The following is a 24021-nucleotide window of genomic DNA, read 5'->3' as shown; positions in this document are numbered from 1 at the left end:
CTGCAGTCCGTCCCCGGAACGGCCGAGCGGGCGGGACTGTCGGTCACCCCTCGTACACTCGCCTGCGTGGATACGACCCTTCAGGACCCCCTCGTCGGGCAGGTGCTCGACGGACGGTATCGCGTCGATGCGCGGATCGCGGTCGGTGGGATGGCCACGGTCTACCGGGCCCTGGACACCCGCCTCGACCGTGTGCTCGCGCTCAAGGTGATGCACCCGACCCTGGCGGCCGACGGGTCGTTCGTGGAGCGGTTCATCCGGGAGGCCAAGTCGGTCGCCCGGCTCGCCCACCCCAACGTGGTGCAGGTCTTCGACCAGGGGACCGACGGGTCGTACGTGTACCTGGCGATGGAGTACATCGCCGGGTGCACCCTGCGGGACGTGCTGCGCGAGCGGGGCGCGCTGCAGCCGCGGGCCGCGCTGGACATCCTGGAGCCGGTGCTGGCCGCGCTCGGCGCCGCCCACCGGGCCGGGTTCGTGCACCGGGACATGAAGCCCGAGAACGTGCTGATAGGGGACGACGGCCGGGTCAAGGTCGCCGACTTCGGGCTCGTACGGTCCGTGGACACCGTGACCAGCACGACGGGTGCCGTGCTCGGGACCGTGTCGTACCTCGCGCCCGAGCAGATAGAACAGGGCACCGCCGACCCCCGGGTCGACGTGTACGCGTGCGGTGTCGTCCTCTACGAGATGCTGACCGGCGGCAAGCCGCACTCCGGGGACTCCCCCGCGCAGGTCCTTTACAAGCACATCCACGAGGACGTGCCCCCGCCCTCGGCGCTGGTGCCGGGGCTGCCGTACGAGGTGGACGAGCTGGTCGCCTCCGCCACCGCGCGCACCCCGGACATCCGGCCGCAGGACGCGGCGGCGCTGCTCGGCCAGGTGCTGCGGGCGCGGGCCGGTCTCAGCGCCGAGCAGCTGGACGCGCTGCCGCCGCAGGCGCTGTCCGCGGATCACGAGCACCGCGACATCTCCGCGGACCGTACGAGCGTGATCCCGCGCTCGCTGACCGTGCCCCGGCCGCTGCCCGTCAACGACGACGAGGACCCCGCCGCGGGCGTCCAGCACACCAGTCGGCTGCAGGCACCGCCCGTGCCGCCCCGTCGGTCGAGGCGCCTGGTGCTGACGGTCGTCGCCGCCGTGCTGGTCGTGTTCGGCGTGGGCGCCGGGGTCTGGTACATCAACTCCGGCCAGTTCACGAAGGTCCCGCCGCTGCTGTCGAAGACGGAGGCGCAGGCGAGGGAGCGGCTCGAGACGGCCGGGCTCGGCGTCGGGCAGGTCAAGCGGGCCTACGACGACACCGTCAAGCGCGGCACGGTCATCAGCACCGACCCGGCGCCCGGCGCCCGCATCCGGGACAACGACTCGGTGACGCTGACCATCTCGCTCGGCCCGGAGACGGTGAACGTGCCGGATCTGGAGGGACAGCCGCTCGCCAAGGCGCAGGCCCGGCTGAAGGCGGACGGTCTCGAGCCGGGCATGGTCACCCGGGAGTTCAGCGACGACGTCACCCTGGGGTCCGTGATCGCCACGACACCGCAGGCGGGCACCAAGCGGCATGCCGGTTCGGCGATCGCGCTGACCGTCAGCAAGGGCAGCCGGATCGACGTACCGGACGTCACCGACAAGGACCTGGACGTGGCCCGCCAGGAACTGACGGACGCCGGGCTGAAGGTGAAGATCGCCGCCGCGCAGATCAACTCCGAGTACGACAAGGGCAAGGTCGCCGCGCAGAGCCCGGGTGACGGCAGCCAGGCCGCCGAGGGCGACACGGTGACGCTGACGCTGTCCAAGGGCCCGGAGATGATCGAGGTCCCGGACGTGGTGGGCTCCAGCGTGGACGACGCGACGAAGCGACTGGAGGCCTACGGCTTCCAGGTGGACAAGGACCGCGGGCTGCTCGGGCTGTTCGGCGACACCGTGACGAAGCAGTCGGTGGAGGGCGGCAAGAAGGCGCCCAAGGGGTCGACGATCACGATCACCATCCGGTGACGGGGGTCACCGGGGACCGTGGTCCGGGGGCCGGACGGGCATGACACCCTGAACGGGTGAGTCCTGATCAGCCCTCCCTCCCCCGCAACCCCGTGGGCGGCCACGTCCCCGTGGCCGGCGGCCTGCACTCCGTGGGTCTGTCGTACGCGCATGACCTCAAGGCGGAGACCGTGCAGGTCTTCGTCGCCAACCCGCGCGGGTGGGCCACACCGGCCGGGAACCCCCGGCAGGACGAGGCGTTCCGCGCGGCCTGCGCCGAGAAGTCGATCCCGGCGTATGTGCACGCCCCCTACCTGATCAACTTCGGCTCGCACACCGAGGCGACCGTCGAGAAGTCGGTGGAGTCGCTCAGGCACTCGCTGCGGCGCGGGCGGGAGATCGGTGCGCTCGGCGTCGTCGTGCACACCGGCAGCGCGACCGGCGGGCGGGAGCGGGCCGTGGCACTGCGGCAGGTGCGCGAGCACCTGCTGCCGCTGCTGGACGAGCTGACCCACGACGACGATCCCTACCTCCTGCTGGAGTCGACCGCCGGGCAGGGCGCCTCGCTGTGCTCGCGCACCTGGGACTTCGGGCCGTACTTCGAGGCGCTGGACGCCCATCCGAAGCTGGGCGTGTGCCTGGACACCTGCCACATCTTCGCCGCCGGGCACGACCTGACCGGGCCGAACGGCATGCACCAGACCCTGGACCTGCTGGTGGACACCGTCGGCGAGGGGCGGCTGAAGCTGATCCACGCCAACGACTCCAAGGACGTGGTCGGCGCGCACAAGGACCGCCACGAGAACATCGGCTCCGGCCACATCGGCGAGGACCCGTTCCGGGCGCTGATGACCCACCCGGCGACCGAGGGCGTACCGCTGATCATCGAGACGCCCGGCGGCAAGGAAGGACACGCGGCGGACGTGGAGCGGCTGAAGAAACTGCGCGACGGATAACCCCTTGGGGAATACCCCTGGGGGGTATACGGTTCCTGCTGGGCGCAGGAACCGTTACCTGACATGGGGGTCGTCATGCAGCACGAGGCACACGCAGCGCACCACGAGCACGAAGCACACGCGCACCACGAGCACCCCGAGCACGGGACACACGCGCACCATCACGCACCCGCCGCCACCTGGTCCGTGGCCGCCCGGGCCACCCTGCACTGCCTCACCGGCTGCGCCATCGGCGAGGTGCTGGGCATGGTCTTCGGGACGGCGTTCGGGTGGGGCAACCTGCCGACCATGCTGCTGGCGATCGTGCTGGCCTTCTTCTTCGGCTACTCGCTCACCCTGCGCGGCGTCCTGCGCGCCGGCGTCGACTTCCGTACGGCCCTGCGGGTGGCGCTGGCCGCGGACACCCTGTCCATCGTGGTGATGGAGCTGATCGACAACGGGGTGATCCTGGTCTGGCCGTCCGCGATGGACGCCACGCTGAGCGACGCGCTGTTCTGGATCTCGCTGGCGATCTCGCTCGTGATCGCCTTCGTGGTGACCACGCCGGTCAACAAGTGGACGATCGGCCGCGGCAAGGGCCACGCGGTGGTGCACCAGTACCACCACTGACCGGCACGCCGGGAGAGGTCAGAGCTCGGGGCCGTCCCCGGGCTCTTCCTGGTAGGAGTAGCGCTGTTCCTTCCAGGGGTCGCCGATGTTGTGGTAGCCGCGCTCCTCCCAGAAGCCGCGGCGGTCGGCGGTCATGTACTCCACGCCCCGCACCCACTTGGGGCCCTTCCAGGCGTACAGATGGGGGACGATCAGGCGGACCGGGAAGCCGTGCTCGGCGGTGAGGAGTTCGCCGTCCTTGTGGGTGGCGAAGATCGTGCGGTCGGAGGCGAAGTCCGACAGGCGCAGGTTCGAGCTGAATCCGTACTCCGCCCAGACCATCACATGGGTGACGTCCGGCGCCGGCGGGGCGAGGTCCAGGATCGCGCGGGCCGGGACACCGCCCCACTCCGCGCCGACCATGCTGAACTTCGTCACACAGTGCAGATCGGCGACCACGCTGGTGTACGGCAGGGCCGTGAACTCCTCGTGGTTCCAGGTGCGCTTGTCGCCGTCGGCGGTGGACCCGAAGACCCGGAACTCCCAGCGCTCGGGCCGGAACTTCGGCACGGGACCGTAGTGCGTGACCGGCCAGCCACGCTGGAGTCGCTGCCCCGGCGGAAGCTCGGACCCTGCCGTTGCTCCAGATTCGCGCTCCACCGGATGACCCATGTCTCCATCCTGACAGACCTCGGGCAGTGCCCTTGACCACCCATGAGCAAATCGGACAACTGCTATTAACTCAGCGCGTACCTACTAAGTACGCACTTACTGGACGATCTTCACTCACGGTGCAATCATGCGGCCGCACACCTCACCCGTCCCCCGTGTGGAAGGAGCCGCTGCGATGCAGGGCGACCCCGAGGTCATCGAGTTCCTCAACGAGCAGCTCACCGGCGAGCTGACCGCGATCAACCAGTACTTCCTGCACGCGAAGATGCAGGAGAACTTCGGCTGGACGAAGCTCGCCAAGTACACGCGGCACGAGTCGTTCGACGAGATGAAGCACGCCGAGGTGCTGACCGACCGGATCCTGTTCCTGGAGGGGCTGCCCAACTACCAGCGGCTGTTCCATGTGCGGGTGGGGCAGACCGTCAAGGAGATGTTGGAGGCCGACCGGCAGATCGAGGTGGAGGCGATCGACCGGCTCAAGCGGGGCATCAAGGTGATGCGCGAGAAGGGCGACATCACGTCCGCGAACATCTTCGAGGACATCCTCGCCGACGAGGAGCACCACATCGACTACCTCGACACCCAGCTGGAGCTGGTGGAGAAGCTCGGCGAGGCGCTGTACATCGCCCAGGTGATCGAGCAGCCGGAGAGCTAGCCGAGAGCTAGGCCGCCTCGTCCAGGCCCACGGGGCCGGACAGCTCCGCCAGCATCGGCTTGCCCTGGTCGGCCAGCTCACGGCGCGGGCAGGCGCCACGGCCGAGGATCGCCTGGATGCGCCGTACGCACGAGCCGCAGTCCGTGCCCGCCTTGCAGGCGGAGGCTATCTGCCGGGGGGTGCAGGCGCCGCCCTCCGCGTGCTGCTTGACCTGGGCCTCGGTGATGCCGAAGCAGCTGCAGACGTACACGCGGATTCACCTCCCGACGGGATTGATAGGTAGTGCCGTCCCGCTTGATCGGTGAGGCTTACCTAACCTTACCCGCCCTGCCGAACCCGCAAAAGTGCCGAGGGGCGCGGATCGGGTGTGATCCGCGCCCCAACGCAGCTACCGGTCTTTCGCGATCACTGGTCCCGGTACATCTCGGCGACCAGGAACGCCAGGTCCAGGGACTGGCTGCGGTTCAGGCGGGGGTCGCAGGCCGTCTCGTAGCGCTGGTGGAGGTCGTCGACGAAGATCTCGTCGCCGCCGCCCACGCACTCGGTGACGTCGTCGCCGGTCAGCTCGACGTGGATGCCGCCCGGGTGGGTGCCGAGGGCCTTGTGGACCTCGAAGAAGCCCTTGACCTCGTCGAGCACGTCGTCGAAGCGCCGGGTCTTGTGCCCGGAGGCCGCCTCGAAGGTGTTGCCGTGCATCGGGTCGGTCACCCAGGCCACGGTCGCGCCCGAGGCGGTGACCTTCTCGACCAGCTCGGGCAGCTTGTCGCGGACCTTGTCGGCGCCCATGCGGACGATGAAGGTCAGCCGGCCCGGCTCCCGGTCGGGGTCGAGGCGCTCGATGTACTGCAGCGCCTCCTCGGCCGTGGTGGTAGGGCCGAGCTTGATGCCGATCGGGTTGCGGATCTTCGAGGCGAACTCGATGTGCGCGTGGTCCAGCTGCCGGGTGCGCTCACCGATCCACACCATGTGCGCGGAGACGTCGTACAGCCGGCCGGTGCGCGAGTCCACGCGGGTCAGCGCCGACTCGTAGTCCAGCAGCAGCGCCTCGTGCGAGGAGTAGAACTCGACCGTCTTGAACTCCTCCGGGTCCGTGCCGCAGGCCCGCATGAAGTTCAGCGCGTTGTCGATCTCACGCGCCAGCTGCTCGTAGCGCTGGCCGGACGGGGACGACTTCACGAAGTCCTGGTTCCAGGCGTGCACCTGGCGCAGGTCGGCGTAGCCGCCGGTGGTGAAGGCGCGCACCAGGTTCAGCGTCGAGGCGGACGCGTTGTACATCCGCTTCAGGCGCTCGGGGTCCGGGACGCGGGCAGCCTCGTTGAAGTCGAAGCCGTTGACCGAGTCACCGCGGTACGTCGGCAGGGTCACGCCGTCGCGGGTCTCGGTGCCCTTGGAGCGCGGCTTGGAGTACTGGCCGGCGATGCGGCCGACCTTCACCACGGGCACCGAGGCCGCGTAGGTCAGGACGGCGCCCATCTGGAGCAGCGTCTTGAGCTTGTTGCGGATGTGATCGGCGGACACCGCGTCGAAGGCCTCGGCGCAGTCGCCGCCCTGGAGAAGGAACGCCTCTCCCTTGGCGACGGCCGCCATCCGGGCGCGCAGCTGGTCGCACTCGCCCGCGAAGACGAGCGGCGGATACGACTCGAGGTCCGCGATCACTGCGCGCAGAGCCTCGGGGTCGGGGTACTCGGGCTGCTGCGCCGCGGGCAGGTTTCGCCAGGTGTTGCCAGCGCTCGGGCTGGTCTTAGCGTTCACGGTCACCTCGTAAACATTACGGGGTCGTGTCGCCATATTTTCCTCCGGCTCGACTGGTGAGACGGAGTGACTGCCACATGGACGGCACGGCCGTGCGGTAGGGTTCCTCGCATGTTCGCGCTTTCGAACCAGAACTGGTGGTGGACCGCTCATCCGGCGGCCCACTGACTGCGCGTACGCAAGACTTCGCGAAGGCCGCCCGAGGGGCGGCCTTCGGTGTTTCCGGGGTCGTTCCTCTCCATCGAGGAGGATCACCCATGGATCTCCAGAACCTCTTGCACGACCCCCGTCCCTTCGCCCTGCTCCGCCGTCGCACCCCGGGTCGCGACGAGCACACGGTGGAGGTGCTGATCGGCCCCGTCTCCTCCCGTGACCGCCTCGCCGACCTGCCCGACGAGGGGCTCGCGCTGGTGCCGTTCCGGCAGATCCGCGAGCGCGGCTTCGACGTCCGCGACGACGGCACGCCACTGCTGGTGCTGACGCCCGAGGAGTCGTACGAGATCCCGCTCGCCGACGCCCTCCGGTCGCTGCCGGGCCACGAGGTGCGGGTCGAGGGCGGGGGCTTCGACGTCGGCGACGAGGCGTACGGCGAGATCGTCGGGCGCGTGCTGCGCGAGGAGATCGGCCGGGGCGAGGGCGCGAACTTCGTGATCCGGCGGACGTACGAGGGTGAGATCCCGGGGTTCGGGCGGGCCGACGCGCTGGCGCTGTTCCGGCGGCTGCTGGAGGGCGAGCGGGGCGCTTACTGGACGTTCGTCGTGCACACCGGGGAACGCACGCTGGTAGGTGCCAGTCCCGAGGTGCATGTGCGGATGTCGGGCGGGACCGTCGTCATGAACCCGATCAGCGGGACGTACCGCTATCCGGCCGACGGGCCGACGCCGGAACATCTGCTGGACTTCCTCGCCGACGGCAAGGAGATCGAGGAGCTGTCCATGGTCGTCGACGAGGAACTGAAGATGATGTGCACCGTCGGCGACATGGGCGGGGTGGTCGTCGGCCCGCGTCTGAAGGAGATGGCGCACCTCGCGCACACCGAGTACGAGCTGCGCGGCAAGTCCTCCTTGGACGCACGGGAGGTCCTGAAGGAGACCATGTTCGCGGCGACGGTCACCGGGTCGCCGGTGCAGAACGCGTGCCGGGTGATCGAGCGCCACGAGGTCGGGGGACGGGGTTACTACGCAGGCGCGCTGGCGCTGCTCGGCCGGTACGCGGGTGGCGGGCGGGAAGGATCCGTGGGCGCCCAGACGCTGGACTCCCCCATCCTGATCCGCACCGCCGACATCGATGCGGACGGCCGGCTGCGCGTCCCGGTCGGCGCGACGCTGGTGCGCGGCTCGGACCCGGCGGGCGAGGTGGCGGAGACGCACGCGAAGGCGGCGGGCGTGCTGGCGGCCCTGGGGGTACGACCGTCCCGGCCGCGCGCGGAGCGGGAGCGGGCCCGACTGGCCGACGACCCCCGGGTGCGGGCCGCGCTGGACGGGCGCCGCTCCTCGCTGGCGCCGTTCTGGCTGCGGATGCAGGAGCGGTCGACGGACCTGGAAGGGCACGCCCTGGTGGTCGACGGTGAGGACACCTTCACGGCGATGCTCGCGCATGTGCTGCGGTCGAGCGGGCTGGACGTCACCGTCCGGCGGTTCGACGAGCCCGGGCTGCGGGAGGCCGTGCTCGCGCACGAGGGGCCGGTCGTCCTCGGTCCCGGCCCGGGTGACCCCGGCGACCTGGACGATCCCAAGATGCGCGTCCTGCGTGCCCTGACCGCCGAGGTGATCCGGGAGCACCGGCACGGTGTCCTCGGGGTCTGCCTCGGGCACGAGCTGATCGCGGCGGAGCTGGGCCTGGAGATCGTACGGAAGGAAGTGCCGTACCAGGGTGCGCAGACGGAGATCGACCTGTTCGGGCGGAGCGAGACCGTCGGCTTCTACAACAGCTTCGTGGCGCGCTGCGACGACGAGGCGGCGCGCGAACTGGCCGCGCACGGGGTCGAGGTGAGCCGGGCCGCGAACGGCGAGGTGCACGCGCTCCGGGGCCCCGGGTTCGGCGGGGTGCAGTTCCACCCGGAGTCGGTGCTGACGCTGGACGGGGCGGCGATCGTGCGGGAGCTGGTTGCCCAGCTGCGCCGCACGACCGTGCAGCCGTCGTAGCCGTCGTAACCGTCCAGGGGCTGCCGTCAGCCGAAGAACACCCCGACCTCCTCGTACAGCTTCGGGTCCACCGTCTTCAGCTTGGCGGTGGCCTCGGCGATCGGGACGCGGACGATGTCGGTGCCGCGCAGGGCGACCATCTTGCCGAAGTCGCCCTCGCGGACGCAGTCGATGGCGTGCAGGCCGAAGCGGGTGGCGAGCCAGCGGTCGAAGGCGCTCGGGGTGCCGCCGCGCTGGATGTGCCCGAGGACCGTGGTGCGGGCCTCCTTGCCGGTGCGCTTCTCGATCTCCTTGGCCAGCCACTCGCCGACGCCGGAGAGGCGCACGTGCCCGAAGGAGTCCAGCGACTCGTCCTTGAGGACCATCTCGCCGTCCTTCGGCATGGCGCCCTCGGCGACGACGACGATCGGGGCGTACGAGGCCTTGAAGCGGGAGGTGATCCAGGCGCACACCTGGTCGAGGTCGAAGCGCTGTTCCGGGATGAGGATGACGTTGGCGCCGCCGGCCAGGCCGGAGTGGAGGGCGATCCAGCCGGCGTGGCGGCCCATCACCTCGCAGACGAGGACCCGCATATGGGACTCGGCGGTGGTGTGCAGGCGGTCGATGGCCTCGGTGGCGATGCCGACCGCGGTGTCGAAACCGAAGGTGTAGTCGGTGGCGGACAGGTCGTTGTCGATGGTCTTGGGCACGCCGACGACGGGGACGCCGTACTCGTCGGTGAGGCGCGCGGCCACACCGAGCGTGTCCTCGCCGCCGATCGCGATGAGGGCCCCGACCTCCAGCTTGGCCAGGTTCTCCTTGATACGGCGGATGCCGTTCTCCTGCTTGAGGGGGTTGGTGCGCGAGGAGCCGAGAATGGTGCCGCCGCGGGGCAGGATGCCGCGCACCGCGGGGATGTCGAGGCGGACGGTGTCGCCTTCGAGGGGTCCGCGCCAGCCGTCCCGGAAGCCGACGAAGTCGTATCCGTACTCCTGTACGCCCTTGCGGACGATGCCCCGGATGACGGCGTTGAGCCCGGGGCAGTCGCCGCCTCCGGTCAGTACTCCGACCCGCATGGAAATGTCCCTTCGCCGCAGTTGCCTGACGCTCAGTCACGGTAAGGGTGATTCGCGTCACACAGGGAGAGGCGGGAAGGGTGATTCCGGTGAATTGTCAGGAGGCTGCTTGACCAGGCGGTTTCACTCGTCGTCGAGCCCGCGCTCTATGGCGTACCGCACCAACTCCACCCTGTTGTGCAGCTGGAGCTTGCCGAGGGTGTTCTGGACGTGGTTCTGGACCGTGCGGTGGGAGATGACGAGGCGTTCGGCGATCTGCTTGTAGCTCAGGCCCTTGGCGACCAGCCGCAGCACCTCCGTCTCCCGCTCGGTCAGCCGGGGCGCCCCGGGCTCGTCGGCGTCGGGGGCCGGCGCGGGCTCGGAGGCGAGGCGCCGGTACTCGCCGAGGACCAGTCCGGCGAGGCCCGGTGTGAACACCGGGTCGCCGACGGCGGTACGGCGCACCGCGTCCAGGAGTTCCTCGGTGGAGGCCGACTTGAGCAGGTAGCCGGTCGCGCCGGACTTCACGGCCTCCAGCACGTCGGCGTGCTCACCGCTCGCGGACAGGACGAGGACGCGCAGGGCGGGGTTGTGGCCGACGAGTTCCTTGCACACCTGGACGCCGGGCTTGGCGGGCAGGTTGAGGTCCAGCACGAGGACGTCGGGGGCGGCGGCCTTGGCGCGGCGGACCGCCTGCTCGCCGTCGCCGGCGGTGGCGACCACCTCGAAGCCGGACTCGCTCAGGTCCCGGGCCACCGCGTCGCGCCACATGGGGTGGTCGTCGACCACCATGACCTTGATCGCGTCCTGCCGCTCGCTCATCGCTTCCCCGCCTTGTGCCGTGAGACCTTCGGTACCTTCAGTTCGACCTCCGTGCCCTGCCCGGGGACGGAGAGCAGCTCGGCGCTGCCGCCGAGGTCGCGCAGCCGGCCCCGGATCGACTGGGCCACGCCCAGCCGGCCCTCGCTCTCGGCCTGGGCGAGCCGGCCCTCGGGGATGCCGGGGCCGTCGTCCCGTACGGTGACGACGATCTCGTCGGGCTCGTCCTCGACCAGGATCCAGGCCCGGGCGTCCGCACCGGCGTGCCGGCGCACATTGTCCAGGGCGGCCCCGACCGCCGAGGCCAGCTCATGCGCCGCCGCCCGCGGCAACGGCACCGGGGCACCGGGCTCGGCGAGGCTGACCCGGGCGCCGGCGTAGGGGGCGAGCAGGGTGCGCAGGTCGACGGGGCCGTCTTCGTACCATTCGTCGTCCGGTACCTCGACCGCGCGGACGACGGCTCCGGCGGCCGCGTCCTCCGACACCCGGGAGACCGGCAGCAGCCCGCCGGAGACCAGCGTGCGCAGCGCCACCTCCTGCTCCCCCGCGAGGCGCCCCAGTTCGGCCGCCTCGCCGCCGATGACCGCGCCGCGCCGCTGCACCATCGCCAGCACCTGGAGCACGCTGTCGTGGATGTCCCGGGCGAGGCGCTCCCGCTCCCGGGTCGCGGCCTCGATCTCCAGGGCGCGGGCGAGGGTGCGCTCGGAGGCGCGGGCGACCTCCACGACGTAGCCGATGGCGATGGAGGCGACCCAGACCAGGATCACGTTGTGCACGGTGTCCCGGGCCGGGGTGCCGCGCTCGACCAGGTTGACGACGGCGACGGCCGTGGAGGCCACGGCGGCCCAGCGCCAGCCGCCCTTGATGGCGAAGGCCAGCACCGAGCCGGCGGTCCATATCGACGGCAGCGTCGGGCCGCCGCCCGCGATCCGCTCGTGGCTGTCGGCGAGCGGGGTGAGCATGATGCCGGTGAGGGCGATGGTCAGGTCGGCGGCCAGGAAGCGCTTGGTGCAGCTCGCCGCGTTGGCCACCTTGGGCAGGGTGGCCAGGGTCCAGCCGACCAGGACCGCGTAGTAGGCGACGGCGACCCAGGGGCGTACGAAATGGTCGTACGCCGTGGCGCAGAGGCCGATGGCGTACAGCATCGTCAGCAGGCGGTAGCCGGCGAGCGCACGCCACAGCGGCAGCTCGACCGACATCCGCATGACCCGCTCGCGCTTCGGCATGCCCCCCCCGATCCCCCGGCTTCCCCCAGTCTCCCCTAGACCTGCTTCTTCTCCGCCTTCTCCGCGTCCTTGGCCGCCTTCGCCGCGTCCGCGATCTGCCGCTTGGCGGCGGTCGCGTACATGTCGACGTACTCCTGGCCGGAGAGCTTCATGATCTCGTACATGACCTCGTCGGTCACCGCGCGCAGGACGAAGCGGTCGTGCTCCATGCCCTGGTAGCGGCTGAAGTCCAGCGGCTTGCCGATGCGGATGCCCGGACGCATCAGCTTCGGCATCACCTTGCCGGGCGGCTGGATCTTCTCGGTGTCGATCATCGCGACGGGGATGACCGGCGCGCCGGTGGCGAGCGCCACGCGCGCGAGGCCGCCGGGCTTGCCCCGGTACAGCCGACCGTCGGGCGAACGGGTGCCCTCCGGGTAGATGCCGAACAGCTCGCCGCGCTCCAGCACCTCTATGCCGCTCTTGATCGCGGCCTCGCCGGCACCGCGCGCCCCGGAGCGGTCCACCGGGAGCTGTCCGACCCCCTTGAAGAAGGCCGCCGTCAGACGGCCCTTCACGCCCGGGGTGGTGAAGTACTCGGCCTTCGCGATGAAGGTGACCTTGCGGTCGAGGATCGCGGGCAGGAAGAACGAGTCCGAGAAGGACAGGTGATTGCTCGCCAGAATCGCGGCACCTTCGTCCGGAATGTTCTCCAGACCCTCCACCCAGGGCCTGAAGGCGACCTTCAGCGGTCCTCCGATGGCGACCTTCATAGTGCCGTACAACACCCGCGTGCCTCCTGTTTCCGTCGATGAGACCTTATCCCGGAGTGCCGACAATGGGCCCGACGACCCTGGTCGGTGTCAGTGCGGTCGCGTACGGTGAAGCACATCCGCCAGTTCTTCACGCCTCTCTCAGGAACAGGAGCCCGAAAGGTGCCGGTTCTCCCCGGAGCCGAGCCGTACCGCCACGAGGGCGGGGAGGTGGGTGTTCTCCTCTGCCACGGCTTCACCGGCTCGCCCCAGTCGCTGCGCCCCTGGGCGGAGCACCACGCGGCGCACGGCCTGACCGTGTCGCTGCCGTTGCTGCCCGGGCACGGCACCCGTTGGGAGGACATGCAGGTCACGGGCTGGCAGGACTGGTACGCGGAGGTGGACCGCGAGCTGGGGCTGCTCTCCGAGCGCTGCTCCCGGGTGTTCGTCGCGGGCCTGTCGATGGGCGGGGCGCTGGCGCTGCGGCTGGCGGCCAAGGAGGGCGAGCGGGTGCAGGGCGTCGTCCTCGTCAACCCGGCGAACCGGGTGCACGGCCTGTCGGCGTACGCCCTTCCGGTGGCCCGGCACCTGGTGCGGACGACGAAGGGCATCGCCAGCGACATCGCCAAGGGCGGCGCGGCACTGCTGGGTTACGACAGGGTGCCGCTGCACCCGGCGCACTCCCTGCGGGTGTTCCTGCGCCGGCTGGACGGCGAGCTGCCCCAGGTGACCCAGCCTTTGCTGCTGCTGCGCAGCGCCCAGGACCATGTGGTCCCGGCGGCCGACTCGGCCCGGGTGCTGAGCCGGGTGTCCTCCCTGGACGTAACGGAGGTCGTGCTGGAACAGAGTTACCACGTGGCGACGTTGGACCACGATGCGGACCGGATCTTCGAGGAGAGCCTCGCCTTCATCGGCCGGCTCGCACCCAGTGTCGGCAAGGAAGGGACGGCCGCAGTTGGCTGAGCACGACTCCGACCGCGAGGACCGCGAGCCGGAAGAGAAGGGCGTGCCCTTCGACGAGGAGGCCGCCTGGCGGGCGATCGTCGCAGGGTACGGCGAGGAACCGAAGGACCCGCCGGGCAGCAGGCCGTTCAAGCCGGTCGAGGATCTCGCGCTGCCCGAAATGCCCCCCGAGGGCGACGGTCCCGAGGAGCCGCGGCCCGCCAAGCCGCTGGGCAGCTCGATCTCGTTCGCGCCCGGCGTGGGCCCACGTGACTACACCGCGCCGGAGCCGTCCGAGGACGACTTCGACGAGGACGACGAGGGCCACTTCGTACCGCCCGAGCCGCCGCCGCTGCCGACCGCCGACACCACCGCGAAGTTCGCCTGGCTCGGGGTGGTCGGCGGGCCGATCCTGCTCCTGGTGGCCGTGCTGCTCGGCTGGGAGATGACCTGGTGGCTGACGACCGCCGGCGTCGGCGGGTTCCTGGGCGGCTTCGCAACCCTGGTGGTGCGGATGCGGACGGACGACGACGAGGACGACGGCCCGGGGCGCGGAGCCGTGGTCTGACCCGCGCCGCACCGCCGACGCGCGCTACGACGCAGGGATCTTGAGGGCGGCCAGGACCGGAAGGTGGTCCGTGGCCGCCCTCAGGTCTGCCTCGGTGATCCCCGGCTGGTTCAAGGGCACCCCGCAGCCGAGCACCTCGATGCCCTTGGTGGCGAAGACGGCGTCGATGCGCTGGTGGGGGTTTGCGGGGGTCGAGGTGAACTCGCCGCCCCAGGGGGCGGTGGTCCGGCAGTCCTGGAGGGCGGCGGCGAGGTGGCGGAAGGAGGGGCCGTCGGGGCGCTCGTTGAGGTCGCCGCCCGCGACGGCGTGCTCCACGCCCAGGTGGGCGAGCCGGTCGAGGAGCATGCCTGCCTGCTCGTAGCGCTCGTCCTTCTGCAGGCTCAGGTGACAGCTGATGACGCCGAGGCGGGCCCGGCCGAACCGCACGACGGCGGTGGCGAGGCCGCGCCGGTGGAGGCCGGGGGTGAGCGGGAGGAGCACGTCTTCCGTCCGCTCGACGGTGGCGCGCAGGTTGCACAGAATCGCCGGTCCCGCCGCCGTCGCTCCGCCGGTGAGGATGACCTGTCCGGAGGCCGCCGCGAGGCGGGCCAGCTTCTTGTGCCAGCGGAAGAAGCGGGGGGCTTCCTGGACGAGGACCAGGTCGGGGGCGCAGGCGGTGATCACCCGGGCGAGGGCGTCGGTGTCGTCGCGCAGGGAGCGGACGTTGTAGCCGAGGACCCGGATGACGGCGGAACCGTCAGGTTCCGTACGGGAGTTGGGAAGCAGCATGACGATCAACATACGACGATGCCCGCCGTCCCGGGACCGGACGCGGCGGGCACTGTCGTAGGTGGGGGCTCACTACATGATCGGGTCGGGCTCCCGGGCCAGGTCGGCCGCGCCCACCAGGCCGGCCTTGTTGCCCAGCTGGGCGGCGATCACGTCGGCGACCGGGCGCCAGTTGCCGCCGACCAGCCAGCGCTTGTAGGACTTGCGGATCGGGTCGAGGACCAGCTCGCCCTCGTCGGAGAGGCCGCCGCCGACGATGAAGGCGGAGGGGTCGAAGAGGGAGGCGAGGTCGGCGAGGCCGGCGCCGGCCCAGCGGGCCAGCTCGCGGTAGGAGTCGACGGCGACCGGGTCGCCCTGACGGGCGGCCATGGAGATGTGCTTGCCCTCGATGCCCTCGGGGGTGCCGTCGCCGAGGCCGAGCAGGATCTCGGCGTTCTCGGGGGTGGCGTTGGCGCGCTGCTTGGCGTAGCGGACCAGGGCGCGGCCGGAGGCGTACTGCTCCCAGCAGCCCTGCGAGCCACAGCCGCACAGCAGGCCGTCCGGGACCATCCGGATGTGGCCGAACTCGGCGGCCACGCCGAAGTGGCCGCGGCGCAGCTTGTTGCCGATGATGATGCCGCCGCCGAGGCCGGTGCCGAGCGTGATGCAGATGACGTTGCGGTGGCCCTTGCCGGCGCCGAACTTGTACTCGCCCCAGGCGGCGGCGTTGGCGTCGTTCTCGACCACGACCGGGAGGCCGGTGCGGGCCTCGACCTCCTGCTTCAGCGGCTCGTTGCGCCAGTCGATGTTGGGCGCGAAGTACACCGTGGAGCGCTGCCGGTTGACGTAACCGGCCGCACCGATACCCACGCCGACGATCTCGTGCCCGGCGCGCGCGCCCTCGACGGCGGAGGCGATGGCGTCCACGATCGCCTCGGGCGTGCCCGGGGTCGGCACCTTGTAGGTCGAGAGGATGTTGCCTTCCTCATCGACCACGCCGGCCGCGATCTTCGTGCCGCCGATGTCGACGCCGATGGTGAGTCCCATGAATCCCTCAGTTTCGGTCGAGCCCCGCTACGGCCAACCGTACCCGAGGCCCTGCCGTGGGAGGGCTTCAGTCCAGGTCGATGCGCTCCCCCGGGCCGGTGCCCTCGCCCCGGTCGCGGCGGTCGGTCCAGTCGTCCTTGAGGTCGTCCGCGCCGGTGGTCCAGCGGTGCTCCTGGGCCTGGACCGCGGAGCGGTAGGCGGCCAGCAGTTCGTTGCCGGCCGCGGCGAGGTGGTCGAAGACATCCGGGTTGCGCTCGATGACGGGCTCGACGGCGGCCTTCGCCTGCTGGACGACCTGGCGCACCACCTGCTGGGCCGCTGGTCCGGCGACGGCTCCGAGGAGCGGGGACTGGAGGCCGGACAGCTTGTCGGCCACCGTGTCCACGAGCCTGCGCAGTTCCTCGGCGGCGGAGCCCGGTGGCGGGCCCTGCTCGGCGCGGCGGCGGGCCTTCTCGGCAGCGAGGTCCTCGGCGCAGGCCGTGGCCCAGGCGTCGGCGTCGGTCACCCGCTCCTCCTTGACCTCCTCGGCGGGGTCGGGTGCGGGGCGCTCATCGCTCATGGCGGACTCCTGACTACGGTTCGCCCCTACGACGTTACCCGAATGGGCGTGCGGCGTTCAGCGTCCGACGGCGGGCCACAGGTCGGGATCGGGGGTGAAGCGGATGCGCAGCTCACCCTCGCGCAGGGCGGCTCCGGCAACGGTGCAGCGGCGCAGGGCGGAGGGAAGCGGAACGATGCGCCGGAAGGGGCCCGCGGTGATCACGAGTTCGTCGCCGCGCCGGATCAGGTCCAGCTCGTCCCGTATCGCGCCGGGCAGCGGGATGTGCCAGACGAGGACGCCGTCGTCGGCGAGGCAGTCGGCGACGGGCCACTCGGCCGGGGCGGACCCGGGGTTGACGCCGGGGACGGCGAGGGCGTGCAGGTCGTCGGTGCCGTGGGGGTCGCGGCCTAGGTGGGGGACGGTGTGGAGGTCGTACGGCTCGGCCCACTCGGCCAGGGCCTTGCGCTGCTGGGCGAGGAGGCCGGCGAGCCAGGTGTCGGGGGCGGTCTCGGGCAGGACGCGGTTGGCGATCAGGGCCTCGGTGCGCAGGCCGCGCAGGGCGAGGCCGAGGGTCGCCGTGTGTACGGCGTCGGCGCCGGCGGGGCCGGGTTCGGCGACCAGGCGTACGGCGGTGTGCCGGTCGGTGAGGACCGCCTCGACGGCCGCCAGCTCGACGTCCCAGCGGGCCGCCGTCTCGTACAGCCACTCGGCGGGCATGGGGACGCCGGCCAGCCGGCCGAGGACCGGGCGCAGGGCGCGGGCCGCCTGCCGCTCGGGCGGGAGCAGGCGGCGCAGGTAGCGGCGCAGCTCCTCCGGGAGGGCGAGCAGGGGGAGGGCCTGCGGGAGGGCCGGCAGGTCGACGACGAGGAGGTCGTAGCGCTCGGAGAGGGCGGCGTCCCTGAGGGCGCGCAGGAAGGACAGCTCCTCGGCGCCGGGCAGCGGGGTGACCTCCTCACCGTCCAGCCGGGCTGCGCCAAGGAGGTCCAGGACGTTGGCGGCGCGGGTCTGGAAGGCGGTGAGGTCCTGCCGGAAGCGGTCGACCGCGTCGGGCCTCCACACGGTGAGGAACGGGGCGACTTCGGTCGGGGTCGGTCCTGTTCCGGTGCCCAGCGCCACGCCCGGGGTGTCCGTGCGGTCGGCGCTCAGGAGGAGGGTGCGGGTGCCCTCGCGGGCGGCGTCGACCGCAGTGGCGGCGGCCACGGTCGTACGACCGCTGCCGCCCGGGCCCGTGATCAGGATGGTGCGCATGAGGGTGAACGGTAACGGTTGGCAGGGGGCGCGCGGTGTTCGGGCGGCGCCCTGCCCACGGCAGTCGGGAAACCTCAGCTTCCCGACTCGACCCGCTTCTTCAGGCCCGCCAGGGCTCGGTCGATGATGACCTTCTCCGCCTTGCGCTTGATCATGCCGAGCATGGGGATCTTGACGTCCACCGTGAGCTGGTAGGTGACCTCGGTGGCGCCCGTGCCGGCCGGCTTGAGGAGGTAGGAGCCGTCCAGCGAGCGCAGCATCTGGGACTTGACCAGCGTCCAGGAGACCTCGTTCGCCCCGGTCCAGGTGTAGCCCAGGGTCTGGTCGTCCTTGATGGCCCCGGCGTCCATGACGAGGCGGACCTGCTCGGCGCGGCCCTGGTCGTCGGTCTTGAGGACCTCCGCCTCCTTGACCTCGCCGGTCCAGTCCGGGTAGCGCGCGAAGTCGGCGATGACCGCCATGACGTCGGCCGGAGCCGCCTCGATCGTGATGCTCGAACTGGTGTGTTCCGCCATCGCCGTGGCTCCTCCAGATACGGACCTAAGAGTGTGCAGCGTGAAGGCTACCGCGCCGCCGACCTCACCATTCCAGCGCCCATGGCCTGCCCGTCCCGGCGAAGTGCCCCACGTTCACGCACTCGGTCGCCCCGATCCGCATCCGGCGCGTCAGTGGCTGGTGGACGTGGCCGAAGAGGGAGTAGCGGGGGCGGGTGCGGCGGATCGCGTCCAGGAGGGCCCGGCTGCCCCGCTCGAAGCGGCGCGCGACGGTGTCGTAGACCAGTTCGGGCACCTCCGGCGGTATGTGGGTGCACAGCACGTCCACCTCGCCGACCGCCTCGATCTTCGCCGCGTACTCCTCGTCGTCGATCTCGTACGGCGTCCGCATCGGGGTGCGCAGGCCGCCGCCCACGAAGCCGAAGGTCCGGCCGCCGATCTCCACCCGCTCGCCGTCCAGCACCGTGGTGCCGGGCCCCGCGTACTCGCTCCACAGGGGCGGCATGTCGACATTGCCGTAGGTGGCGTACGTCGGTGTCGGGAACGCCGCGAACAGCTCGGCGTACTGCTTGCGCACCGCCTTCTCGATGGCGGTGGCCCGGTCGGAGCCGATCCCGGCCCACAGCCGGGCACCGAAGACACGCGCCTCCTCGAAGCGGCGCGCGGTGCGCAGTTCGACGATGCGGTCGGCGTTCTCCGTGCCGAACAGGTCGGGGAAGATCCCGCGCGAGTGGTCGGCGTAGTCGAGGAAGAGGACGAGGTCGCCGAGGCAGATCAGGGCGTCCGCACCTTCGCCGGCCCGGGCCAGGTCACGGGCGTTGCCGTGCACGTCACTGACCACATGGACGCGTGTCCTTCGGTTACCGGAGCGTGTGGGTGCCATGGCGATCAAGCGTAGGCGTGTGGGGTGTGCGTGAACAGTGGCGACCCGGCTTGTGGTTACTCGCCGGTCGCTTAGGCCGTGGACTACTGTGCGCGAAGGAACGCCATCCTGTGTGACGCAGCGAACATCTCGCCGGGACCCCCTGTCGTAGAAGCCATACCGGCGGGTAACGTCCGGGCAGTCCAGTCGTGCTCTGGATTTCAACAAGTGAATTCCAGAGCACCTGCCCGAGCCTTGGACCGCACCGTCGCATCACACAGTGTCGTGGCGCCGGCGCCCTATGAGGAGCAGCAGTCTTGCGCGAGTTCAGCCTTCCGGCTTTGTACGAGGTCCCTGCGGACGGCAACCTGACCGACATCGTCCGCAGAAACGCCGCGCAGCATCCCGACGTCGCCGTCATCGCCCGCAAGGTGGGCGGCGCCTGGCAGGACGTGATGGCCACGGAGTTCCTGGCCGAGGTGCACGCCGCCGCCAAGGGTCTCATCGCCTCCGGTGTCCAGCCGGGCGACCGGGTCGGCCTGATGTCCCGCACGCGGTACGAGTGGACGCTCCTCGACTTCGCGATCTGGAGCGCGGGCGCGGTCACCGTGCCGGTGTACGAGACCAGCTCGCCGGAGCAGGTGCAGTGGATCCTGTCCGACTCGGGCGCGACCGCCTGCATCGTGGAGCTGGACAACCACGCCGCCGCCGTGGACTCGGTGCGCGACTCGCTGCCCGCCCTGAAGCACATCTGGCAGATCGAGGCCGGGGGCCTGGAGGAGCTGGGCCGGCTCGGGCAGGACGTCTCGGACGCGACCGTGGAGGAGCGCAGCTCGCTCGCCAAGGCCGACGACCCGGCGACCATCGTCTACACGAGCGGTACGACCGGGCGCCCCAAGGGCTGCGTGCTCACCCACCGCAGCTTCTTCGCCGAGTGCGGCAACATCGTGGAGCGGCTGCGCCCGCTGTTCCGCACCGGTGAGTGCTCGGTCCTGCTCTTCCTGCCGCTCGCGCACGTCTTCGGGCGGCTGGTGCAGATCGCGCCGATGATGGCGCCGATCAAGCTGGGCTGCGTCCCGGACATCAAGCACCTCACGGACGAGCTGGCCGCCTTCCGGCCGACGCTGATCCTCGGTGTCCCGCGCGTCTTCGAGAAGGTGTACAACTCCGCGCGCGCCAAGGCGCAGGCGGACGGCAAGGGCGCGATCTTCGACAAGGCCGCGGACACCGCGATCGCCTACAGCAAGGCGCTGGACACCCCGTCGGGCCCGCCCCTCGGCCTGAAGATCAAGCACAAGGTCTTCGACAAGCTGGTCTACAGCAAGCTGCGCGCGGTCCTCGGCGGCCGGGGCGAGTACGCGATCTCCGGCGGTGCCCCGCTGGGCGAGCGGCTCGGTCACTTCTTCCGCGGCATCGGCTTCACGGTGCTGGAGGGCTACGGCCTGACCGAGTCCTGCGCGGCGACCGCGTTCAACCCCTGGGACCGGCAGAAGATCGGCACGGTCGGCCAGCCGCTGCCCGGCTCGGTGATCCGCATAGCGGACGACGGCGAGGTGCTGCTGCACGGCGAGCACCTGTTCAAGGAGTACTGGAACAACCCGGGCGCGACCGCGGAGGCGCTCGCCGACGGCTGGTTCCACACCGGTGACATCGGCACCCTCGACGAGGACGGCTACCTCAGGATCACCGGCCGCAAGAAGGAGATCATCGTCACCGCGGGCGGCAAGAACGTGGCCCCGGCCGTGATCGAGGACCGTATCCGCGCCCACGCGCTGGTCGCGGAGTGCATGGTGGTGGGCGACGGGCGGCCGTTCGTGGGCGCGCTGGTCACCATCGACGACGAGTTCCTGGGCCGTTGGGCGGCCGAGCACGGCAAGCCGGCGGGCTCCACCGCGGCGTCGCTGCGCGAGGACCCGGATCTGCAGGCGGCGATCCAGGCGGCGGTCGACGACGGCAACGCCGCGGTGTCGAAGGCGGAATCGGTGCGGAAGTTCCGCATTCTGTCCTCCCAGTTCACGGAGGAGTCGGGCCACCTCACCCCGTCGCTGAAGCTCAAGCGGAACGTGGTGGCGAAGGACTACGCGGACGAGATCGAGGCGATCTACGCGAAGTAGTCACCCCTGGAGCAGGCTCATGGCGCGGTGTCCTCGGCGAGGACCCGCGCCATCGTGCGTTCGGCGAGCGCGGTGATGGTGACGAAGGGGTTCACCCCGATCGAGCCGGGCACGAGCGAGCCGTCGGTGATGTAGAGCCTGGAGTACCCCTTGACCCGGCCGTAGTCGTCGGTCGCCTTCCCGAGGACGCAGCCGCCCAGCGGGTGGTAGGTGAAGTCGTCCGCGAAGACCTTGCTGGTCGAGCCGAAGAGGTCGTACCGGTAGATGGTCGCGTTGGCCGCGTTGAGGCGGTCGAACAGCTTCTTGGCCATGCCGACGGAGACGGCGCTCTGGGCGGCGGTCCAGCCGAGCTTCACCGCGCCCGACGAGGAGTCGTACGAGAACGACGCCCGCTCGGGGTTCTTGGTGATCGCCAGGTACAGGCTGATCCAGTGCTCGAACCCCATGGGCAGCGGGGCGATCTCGGCGAAGACCGGGTTGGCGGTGTTGGCCCAGTCGTCGATGCCCATGACGGGCATGGTCGCCTGGTTGGCGCCGACGGTGTCCCAGATGTGGTTGGCGCGGCCGAGCATGGTGTTGCCGTTGGTGCCCCAGCCGGCGCCGACTCCGGCGTTCAGCGCGGGCAGGGTGCCCGTCTCCCGTGCCCGGACGAGGAGTTCGGTCGTACCGAGGCTGCCGCCGCCGAGGAAGAGGTACGTGCAGCTGTACTGCTTGGTCTCCACGACCTTGCCGGTGGTGTCGATGCGGTCGGCGGTCAGGACGTACGACCCGTCGCTCGCCCTGGTGACCGACCTGACCTTCTCCAGGGTGTGGATCGTGACGTTGCCGGTGCCGAGGGCGGCGGCCAGGTAGGTCTTGTCGAGGCTGCGTTTGCCGTAGTTGTTGCCGTAGATGACCTCGCCGGCGAGCGCGGACTTCGTGGCCGTGCCGGCGGCCTCGCGCTGCATGTAGCCGAAGTCGTAGACGTTCGGCACGAAGGTGGTCTTCAGGCCGGCGTTGGCAGCGGCCTTCCGGGAGGTGCGGGTGAACTGGTACCACTCCGTGGACTCGAACCAGGCCGGGTCGACGGTGTTGACGCCGAGCATGGAGCGGGCGCGCGGGAAGTAGGTGCCGTACATCTCGTCGGCGTCCACGGTCGGGAACTGCTCGGCGAAGTAGGACTTCAGCGGGGTGACCGCCATGCCGCCGTTGACCAGGGAGCCGCCGCCGACGCCCCGGCCGACGTACACGGACATGTTGTCGTAGTGCACGCGGTCGAGGACTCCGGGGTAGGCGCCGATGTCCTTGTTGACGAGGTCCAGCCAGAGGAAGGTGGCCAGCGGGGCCTCGGTGCGGGTGCGGAACCACATGGAGCGCTGGTCGGGTGCGCTGGTGGAGCAGAACACCTTGCCGTCACTGCCGGTGGTGTTCCAGAGGCGGCCCATCTCCAGGACGAGGGTGCGGATGCCGGCCTGGCCGAGGCGGAGGGCGGCTACGGCGCCGCCGTAGCCGGAACCGACCACGATCGCGGGGGAGTTGTCGACCGCGGCCGGTTCGGCGGCGTGCGCGGACTGGAGACCGATGCGGGTGAGACCGGACGCGGCGGCTGTCTGGAGAGCCACCATGCCGAGGATTTGACGTCTCGTCAGCTGATGCTGCATCAGTTTTGCTGTCATGTGCGCAGCATGTGCGGATTTCCCCGTTCCGCCTAGAGCGGGGACGAGTTTTTGAGGACCTCTTTCAGAGCAGTTCTCTGAGCTTGTCCGCCAGCAGGTCCCAGCGCCACTTCTCCTCGACCCACTGGCGGCCCCGCTTGCCCATCCGGTCGCGCAGCTCGGCGTCGCCCAGCAGAGCCACGATCCGCTCGGCCGCCTCCGCAGGTTCGCCGCCGCGGACGACCCAGCCGGTCTCCCCGTTGAGCACCGCGTCCGGCGCGCCGCCCGAGTCGCCCGCGACGACCGGCAGGCCGGTGGCCGAGGCCTCCAGGTAGACGATGCCCAGGCCCTCGACGTCCAGGCCGCCGCGGCGGGTGCGGCACGGCATGGCGAAGACGTCGCCGGCGCCGTAGTGCGCGGGCAGCTCGGACCAGGGCACGGAGCCGGTGAAGCGGACCGAGGCCTCGACGCCGGTCTCGCGGGCCAGGCGGCGCAGGTCCTGCTCGTAGGGGCCGCCGCCGACGATCAGCAGCACGGTGTCCGGCTCGGCGGCGAGGATCCGGGGCATGGCCTGGATGAGCGTGTCCTGCCCCTTCCGCCGCACCAGCCGGGACACGCACACGACCACCGGCCGGTCGGTGAGCCCGAGCCGTGCCCGGACCTCGTCGCCGCCCGAGCCGGGGTGGAAGGTCTTCTCGTCGACCCCGGGCGGCAGCTGCACCATCCGCTCGGCCGCGTCCGGGGTGAGCGCGGTCGCTATCCGGGAGCGGGTGTACTCGCCCAGGTACGTGATCGTGTCGGTGGAGTCGCCGATCCGGCGCAGCAGCTGCCGGGCGGCGGGCAGCTGGGCCCAGCCGGCCTCGTGCCCGTGGGTGGTGGCCACCAGCCGCTCGGCGCCCGCCCTGCGTAGCGCGGGAGCCATCAGACCGAGCGGCGCGGCCGCCCCGAACCAGACCGAGGTGCAGCCGTGCTCGCGCAGCAGCGAGACGGCCCGCCGGGTCGCGCCGGGCGTGGGCAGCAGCATGGTCGTACGGTCGCGGACGACGGTGAAGGGCTGCTCGGCGTCGAAGGCGGCCGTCGCCGCGACGCCCTCGCGACCGCGCTTCCAGGTGGAGGCGTAGACGACCAGCCGCCCGGGCTCCAGGCGGAGGGCCATGTTGTGCAGGAAGGCCTGGATGCCGCCCGGCCGGGGCGGAAAGTCGTTGGTCACGATCAGCGTCTTGTGCATCGCCGCCGACCCTACCGGGCGCGCTTCGTGGCACTCGCACAGGTCGGC

The 24021-nt window shown here is 70.9% G+C and carries 24 protein-coding genes; 9 read left to right on the top strand and 15 right to left on the bottom strand.

What is annotated here, in order from left to right; all coding sequences use genetic code 11:
- The first annotated feature begins 66 nt into the window (after window positions 1–66).
- The 3 genes from pknB to BEK98_RS31730 all read left to right on the top strand — a co-directional run bounded on the left by pknB (window position 67) and on the right by BEK98_RS31730 (window position 3536).
- Complete coding sequence (gene pknB, locus BEK98_RS31740; protein ID WP_167444301.1) at window positions 67–1992, top strand: Stk1 family PASTA domain-containing Ser/Thr kinase; 1926 nt, start codon at window positions 67–69, stop codon at window positions 1990–1992.
- Window positions 1993–2048: 56 nt separating this feature from the next.
- A complete protein-coding gene (locus BEK98_RS31735) occupies window positions 2049–2927 on the top strand; it encodes a deoxyribonuclease IV (RefSeq protein ID WP_094220171.1) in 879 nt (292 codons plus the stop codon).
- 75 nt (window positions 2928–3002) lie between these two features.
- Window positions 3003–3536, top strand: coding sequence for a DUF4396 domain-containing protein (locus BEK98_RS31730; protein WP_094220305.1), 534 nt, complete (start codon window positions 3003–3005; stop codon window positions 3534–3536).
- Between the two features lie 18 nt (window positions 3537–3554).
- On the opposite strand, the gene BEK98_RS31725 is transcribed toward BEK98_RS31730, so the two are convergent.
- Window positions 3555–4187 (bottom strand): sulfite oxidase-like oxidoreductase, encoded by a 633-nt coding sequence (locus tag BEK98_RS31725; protein WP_094220170.1) that lies wholly within the window; start codon window positions 4185–4187, stop codon window positions 3555–3557.
- Between the two features lie 175 nt (window positions 4188–4362).
- On the opposite strand from BEK98_RS31725, the gene bfr reads away from it, so the two are divergent.
- Window positions 4363–4842, top strand: coding sequence for a bacterioferritin (gene bfr, locus BEK98_RS31720; protein ID WP_094220169.1), 480 nt, complete (start codon window positions 4363–4365; stop codon window positions 4840–4842).
- Between the two features lie 7 nt (window positions 4843–4849).
- Here the strand turns inward: bfr and BEK98_RS31715 are convergent, their stop codons facing one another.
- Together BEK98_RS31715 and BEK98_RS31710 are read right to left on the bottom strand one after the other, a co-directional pair.
- Window positions 4850–5092 carry a (2Fe-2S)-binding protein gene (locus BEK98_RS31715; RefSeq protein ID WP_208643293.1) on the bottom strand — a complete coding sequence of 81 codons (243 nt, stop codon included), beginning with the start codon at window positions 5090–5092 and terminating at the stop codon, window positions 4850–4852.
- A gap of 155 nt (window positions 5093–5247) precedes the next feature.
- Window positions 5248–6600 (bottom strand): class II 3-deoxy-7-phosphoheptulonate synthase, encoded by a 1353-nt coding sequence (locus BEK98_RS31710; protein WP_094220167.1) that lies wholly within the window; start codon window positions 6598–6600, stop codon window positions 5248–5250.
- A 105-nt stretch (window positions 6601–6705) separates the two neighbouring features.
- On the opposite strand from BEK98_RS31710, the gene BEK98_RS51355 reads away from it, so the two are divergent.
- Together BEK98_RS51355 and BEK98_RS31700 are read left to right on the top strand one after the other, a co-directional pair.
- Window positions 6706–6762 carry a trp operon leader peptide gene (locus BEK98_RS51355; protein WP_189312748.1) on the top strand — a complete coding sequence of 19 codons (57 nt, stop codon included), beginning with the start codon at window positions 6706–6708 and terminating at the stop codon, window positions 6760–6762.
- An 89-nt stretch (window positions 6763–6851) separates the two neighbouring features.
- Window positions 6852–8738, top strand: a complete 1887-nt coding sequence (locus tag BEK98_RS31700; RefSeq protein ID WP_094220165.1) for an anthranilate synthase family protein — start codon at window positions 6852–6854, stop codon at window positions 8736–8738.
- Between the two features lie 26 nt (window positions 8739–8764).
- On the opposite strand, the gene BEK98_RS31695 is transcribed toward BEK98_RS31700, so the two are convergent.
- The 4 genes from BEK98_RS31695 to BEK98_RS31680 all read right to left on the bottom strand — a co-directional run bounded on the left by BEK98_RS31695 (window position 8765) and on the right by BEK98_RS31680 (window position 12581).
- On the bottom strand, window positions 8765–9793 hold the full coding sequence (locus BEK98_RS31695) for a 6-phosphofructokinase (protein WP_094220164.1): 1029 nt from the start codon (window positions 9791–9793) through the stop codon (window positions 8765–8767).
- A 123-nt stretch (window positions 9794–9916) separates the two neighbouring features.
- A complete protein-coding gene (locus tag BEK98_RS31690) occupies window positions 9917–10594 on the bottom strand; it encodes a response regulator (RefSeq protein WP_094220163.1) in 678 nt (225 codons plus the stop codon).
- A complete protein-coding gene (gene macS, locus BEK98_RS31685) occupies window positions 10591–11817 on the bottom strand; it encodes a MacS family sensor histidine kinase (protein WP_094220162.1) in 1227 nt (408 codons plus the stop codon). The genes BEK98_RS31690 and macS overlap by 4 nt, the downstream gene beginning before the upstream one ends.
- Window positions 11818–11852: 35 nt before the next feature.
- Window positions 11853–12581: a lysophospholipid acyltransferase family protein gene (locus BEK98_RS31680; RefSeq protein ID WP_094220304.1), complete on the bottom strand. Its 729-nt coding sequence runs from the start codon at window positions 12579–12581 to the stop codon at window positions 11853–11855.
- Window positions 12582–12731: 150 nt separating this feature from the next.
- Between BEK98_RS31680 and BEK98_RS31675 the strand changes: the two genes are divergently transcribed.
- Entirely contained in the window at window positions 12732–13511 is a 780-nt protein-coding gene (locus tag BEK98_RS31675; RefSeq protein WP_094220161.1) for an alpha/beta hydrolase, read from the top strand.
- Window positions 13504–14058 carry a hypothetical protein gene (locus tag BEK98_RS31670; RefSeq protein WP_094220160.1) on the top strand — a complete coding sequence of 185 codons (555 nt, stop codon included), beginning with the start codon at window positions 13504–13506 and terminating at the stop codon, window positions 14056–14058. Before BEK98_RS31675 ends, BEK98_RS31670 begins: the two co-directional genes overlap by 8 nt.
- Before the next feature lie 24 nt (window positions 14059–14082).
- Here BEK98_RS31670 and BEK98_RS31665 read toward each other — a convergent pair whose 3' ends face one another.
- From BEK98_RS31665 to BEK98_RS31640, 6 genes are all read right to left on the bottom strand, one after another.
- A complete protein-coding gene (locus BEK98_RS31665) occupies window positions 14083–14838 on the bottom strand; it encodes an endonuclease/exonuclease/phosphatase family protein (RefSeq protein ID WP_094220159.1) in 756 nt (251 codons plus the stop codon).
- Between the two features lie 60 nt (window positions 14839–14898).
- A complete protein-coding gene (locus BEK98_RS31660) occupies window positions 14899–15852 on the bottom strand; it encodes an ROK family glucokinase (RefSeq protein ID WP_094220158.1) in 954 nt (317 codons plus the stop codon).
- Between the two features lie 67 nt (window positions 15853–15919).
- Window positions 15920–16411, bottom strand: a complete 492-nt coding sequence (locus BEK98_RS31655; RefSeq protein WP_094220157.1) for a DUF5304 domain-containing protein — start codon at window positions 16409–16411, stop codon at window positions 15920–15922.
- Window positions 16412–16468: 57 nt separating this feature from the next.
- On the bottom strand, window positions 16469–17641 hold the full coding sequence (locus tag BEK98_RS31650) for an ArsA family ATPase (protein WP_094220156.1): 1173 nt from the start codon (window positions 17639–17641) through the stop codon (window positions 16469–16471).
- A 74-nt stretch (window positions 17642–17715) separates the two neighbouring features.
- Window positions 17716–18156 carry an SRPBCC family protein gene (locus tag BEK98_RS31645; RefSeq protein WP_094220155.1) on the bottom strand — a complete coding sequence of 147 codons (441 nt, stop codon included), beginning with the start codon at window positions 18154–18156 and terminating at the stop codon, window positions 17716–17718.
- 64 nt (window positions 18157–18220) lie between these two features.
- Window positions 18221–19018 (bottom strand): metallophosphoesterase family protein, encoded by a 798-nt coding sequence (locus BEK98_RS31640; RefSeq protein ID WP_094220154.1) that lies wholly within the window; start codon window positions 19016–19018, stop codon window positions 18221–18223.
- 296 nt (window positions 19019–19314) lie between these two features.
- Here BEK98_RS31640 and BEK98_RS31635 point away from each other — a divergent pair, with 296 nt between their 5' ends.
- Window positions 19315–21111, top strand: coding sequence for an AMP-dependent synthetase/ligase (locus BEK98_RS31635; RefSeq protein ID WP_094220153.1), 1797 nt, complete (start codon window positions 19315–19317; stop codon window positions 21109–21111).
- Window positions 21112–21128: 17 nt separating this feature from the next.
- Here BEK98_RS31635 and BEK98_RS31630 read toward each other — a convergent pair whose 3' ends face one another.
- Together BEK98_RS31630 and BEK98_RS31625 are read right to left on the bottom strand one after the other, a co-directional pair.
- Window positions 21129–22751: a GMC oxidoreductase gene (locus BEK98_RS31630; RefSeq protein WP_483027329.1), complete on the bottom strand. Its 1623-nt coding sequence runs from the start codon at window positions 22749–22751 to the stop codon at window positions 21129–21131.
- A gap of 79 nt (window positions 22752–22830) precedes the next feature.
- Window positions 22831–23973 carry a glycosyltransferase family 4 protein gene (locus BEK98_RS31625; protein WP_094220151.1) on the bottom strand — a complete coding sequence of 381 codons (1143 nt, stop codon included), beginning with the start codon at window positions 23971–23973 and terminating at the stop codon, window positions 22831–22833.
- Between the last annotated feature and the right edge of the window lie 48 nt (window positions 23974–24021).

The organism is Streptomyces diastatochromogenes, from assembly GCF_002242805.1.
Lineage (GTDB): Bacteria > Actinomycetota > Actinomycetes > Streptomycetales > Streptomycetaceae > Streptomyces > Streptomyces diastatochromogenes.
Note: the sequence above shows the minus strand (reverse complement) of the source record. Positions and strands in the feature narration are given on the sequence as shown.

Excerpts from the sequence above, each read along its gene's own strand:
- BEK98_RS31730 (WP_094220305.1), top strand. The coding sequence starts at position 3,003 with ATGCAGCACGAGGCACACGCAGCGCACCACGAGCACGAAGCACACGCG.
- BEK98_RS31725 (WP_094220170.1), bottom strand. The coding sequence starts at position 4,187 with ATGGGTCATCCGGTGGAGCGCGAATCTGGAGCAACGGCAGGGTCCGAG.
- bfr (WP_094220169.1), top strand. The coding sequence starts at position 4,363 with ATGCAGGGCGACCCCGAGGTCATCGAGTTCCTCAACGAGCAGCTCACC.
- BEK98_RS31700 (WP_094220165.1), top strand. The coding sequence starts at position 6,852 with ATGGATCTCCAGAACCTCTTGCACGACCCCCGTCCCTTCGCCCTGCTC.
- BEK98_RS31695 (WP_094220164.1), bottom strand. The coding sequence starts at position 9,793 with ATGCGGGTCGGAGTACTGACCGGAGGCGGCGACTGCCCCGGGCTCAAC.
- BEK98_RS31690 (WP_094220163.1), bottom strand. The coding sequence starts at position 10,594 with ATGAGCGAGCGGCAGGACGCGATCAAGGTCATGGTGGTCGACGACCAC.
- macS (WP_094220162.1), bottom strand. The coding sequence starts at position 11,817 with ATGCCGAAGCGCGAGCGGGTCATGCGGATGTCGGTCGAGCTGCCGCTG.
- BEK98_RS31665 (WP_094220159.1), bottom strand. The coding sequence starts at position 14,838 with ATGTTGATCGTCATGCTGCTTCCCAACTCCCGTACGGAACCTGACGGT.
- BEK98_RS31660 (WP_094220158.1), bottom strand. The coding sequence starts at position 15,852 with ATGGGACTCACCATCGGCGTCGACATCGGCGGCACGAAGATCGCGGCC.
- BEK98_RS31655 (WP_094220157.1), bottom strand. The coding sequence starts at position 16,411 with ATGAGCGATGAGCGCCCCGCACCCGACCCCGCCGAGGAGGTCAAGGAG.
- BEK98_RS31650 (WP_094220156.1), bottom strand. The coding sequence starts at position 17,641 with ATGCGCACCATCCTGATCACGGGCCCGGGCGGCAGCGGTCGTACGACC.
- BEK98_RS31645 (WP_094220155.1), bottom strand. The coding sequence starts at position 18,156 with ATGGCGGAACACACCAGTTCGAGCATCACGATCGAGGCGGCTCCGGCC.
- BEK98_RS31640 (WP_094220154.1), bottom strand. The coding sequence starts at position 19,018 with ATGGCACCCACACGCTCCGGTAACCGAAGGACACGCGTCCATGTGGTC.
- BEK98_RS31630 (WP_483027329.1), bottom strand. The coding sequence starts at position 22,751 with ATGCAGCATCAGCTGACGAGACGTCAAATCCTCGGCATGGTGGCTCTC.
- BEK98_RS31625 (WP_094220151.1), bottom strand. The coding sequence starts at position 23,973 with ATGCACAAGACGCTGATCGTGACCAACGACTTTCCGCCCCGGCCGGGC.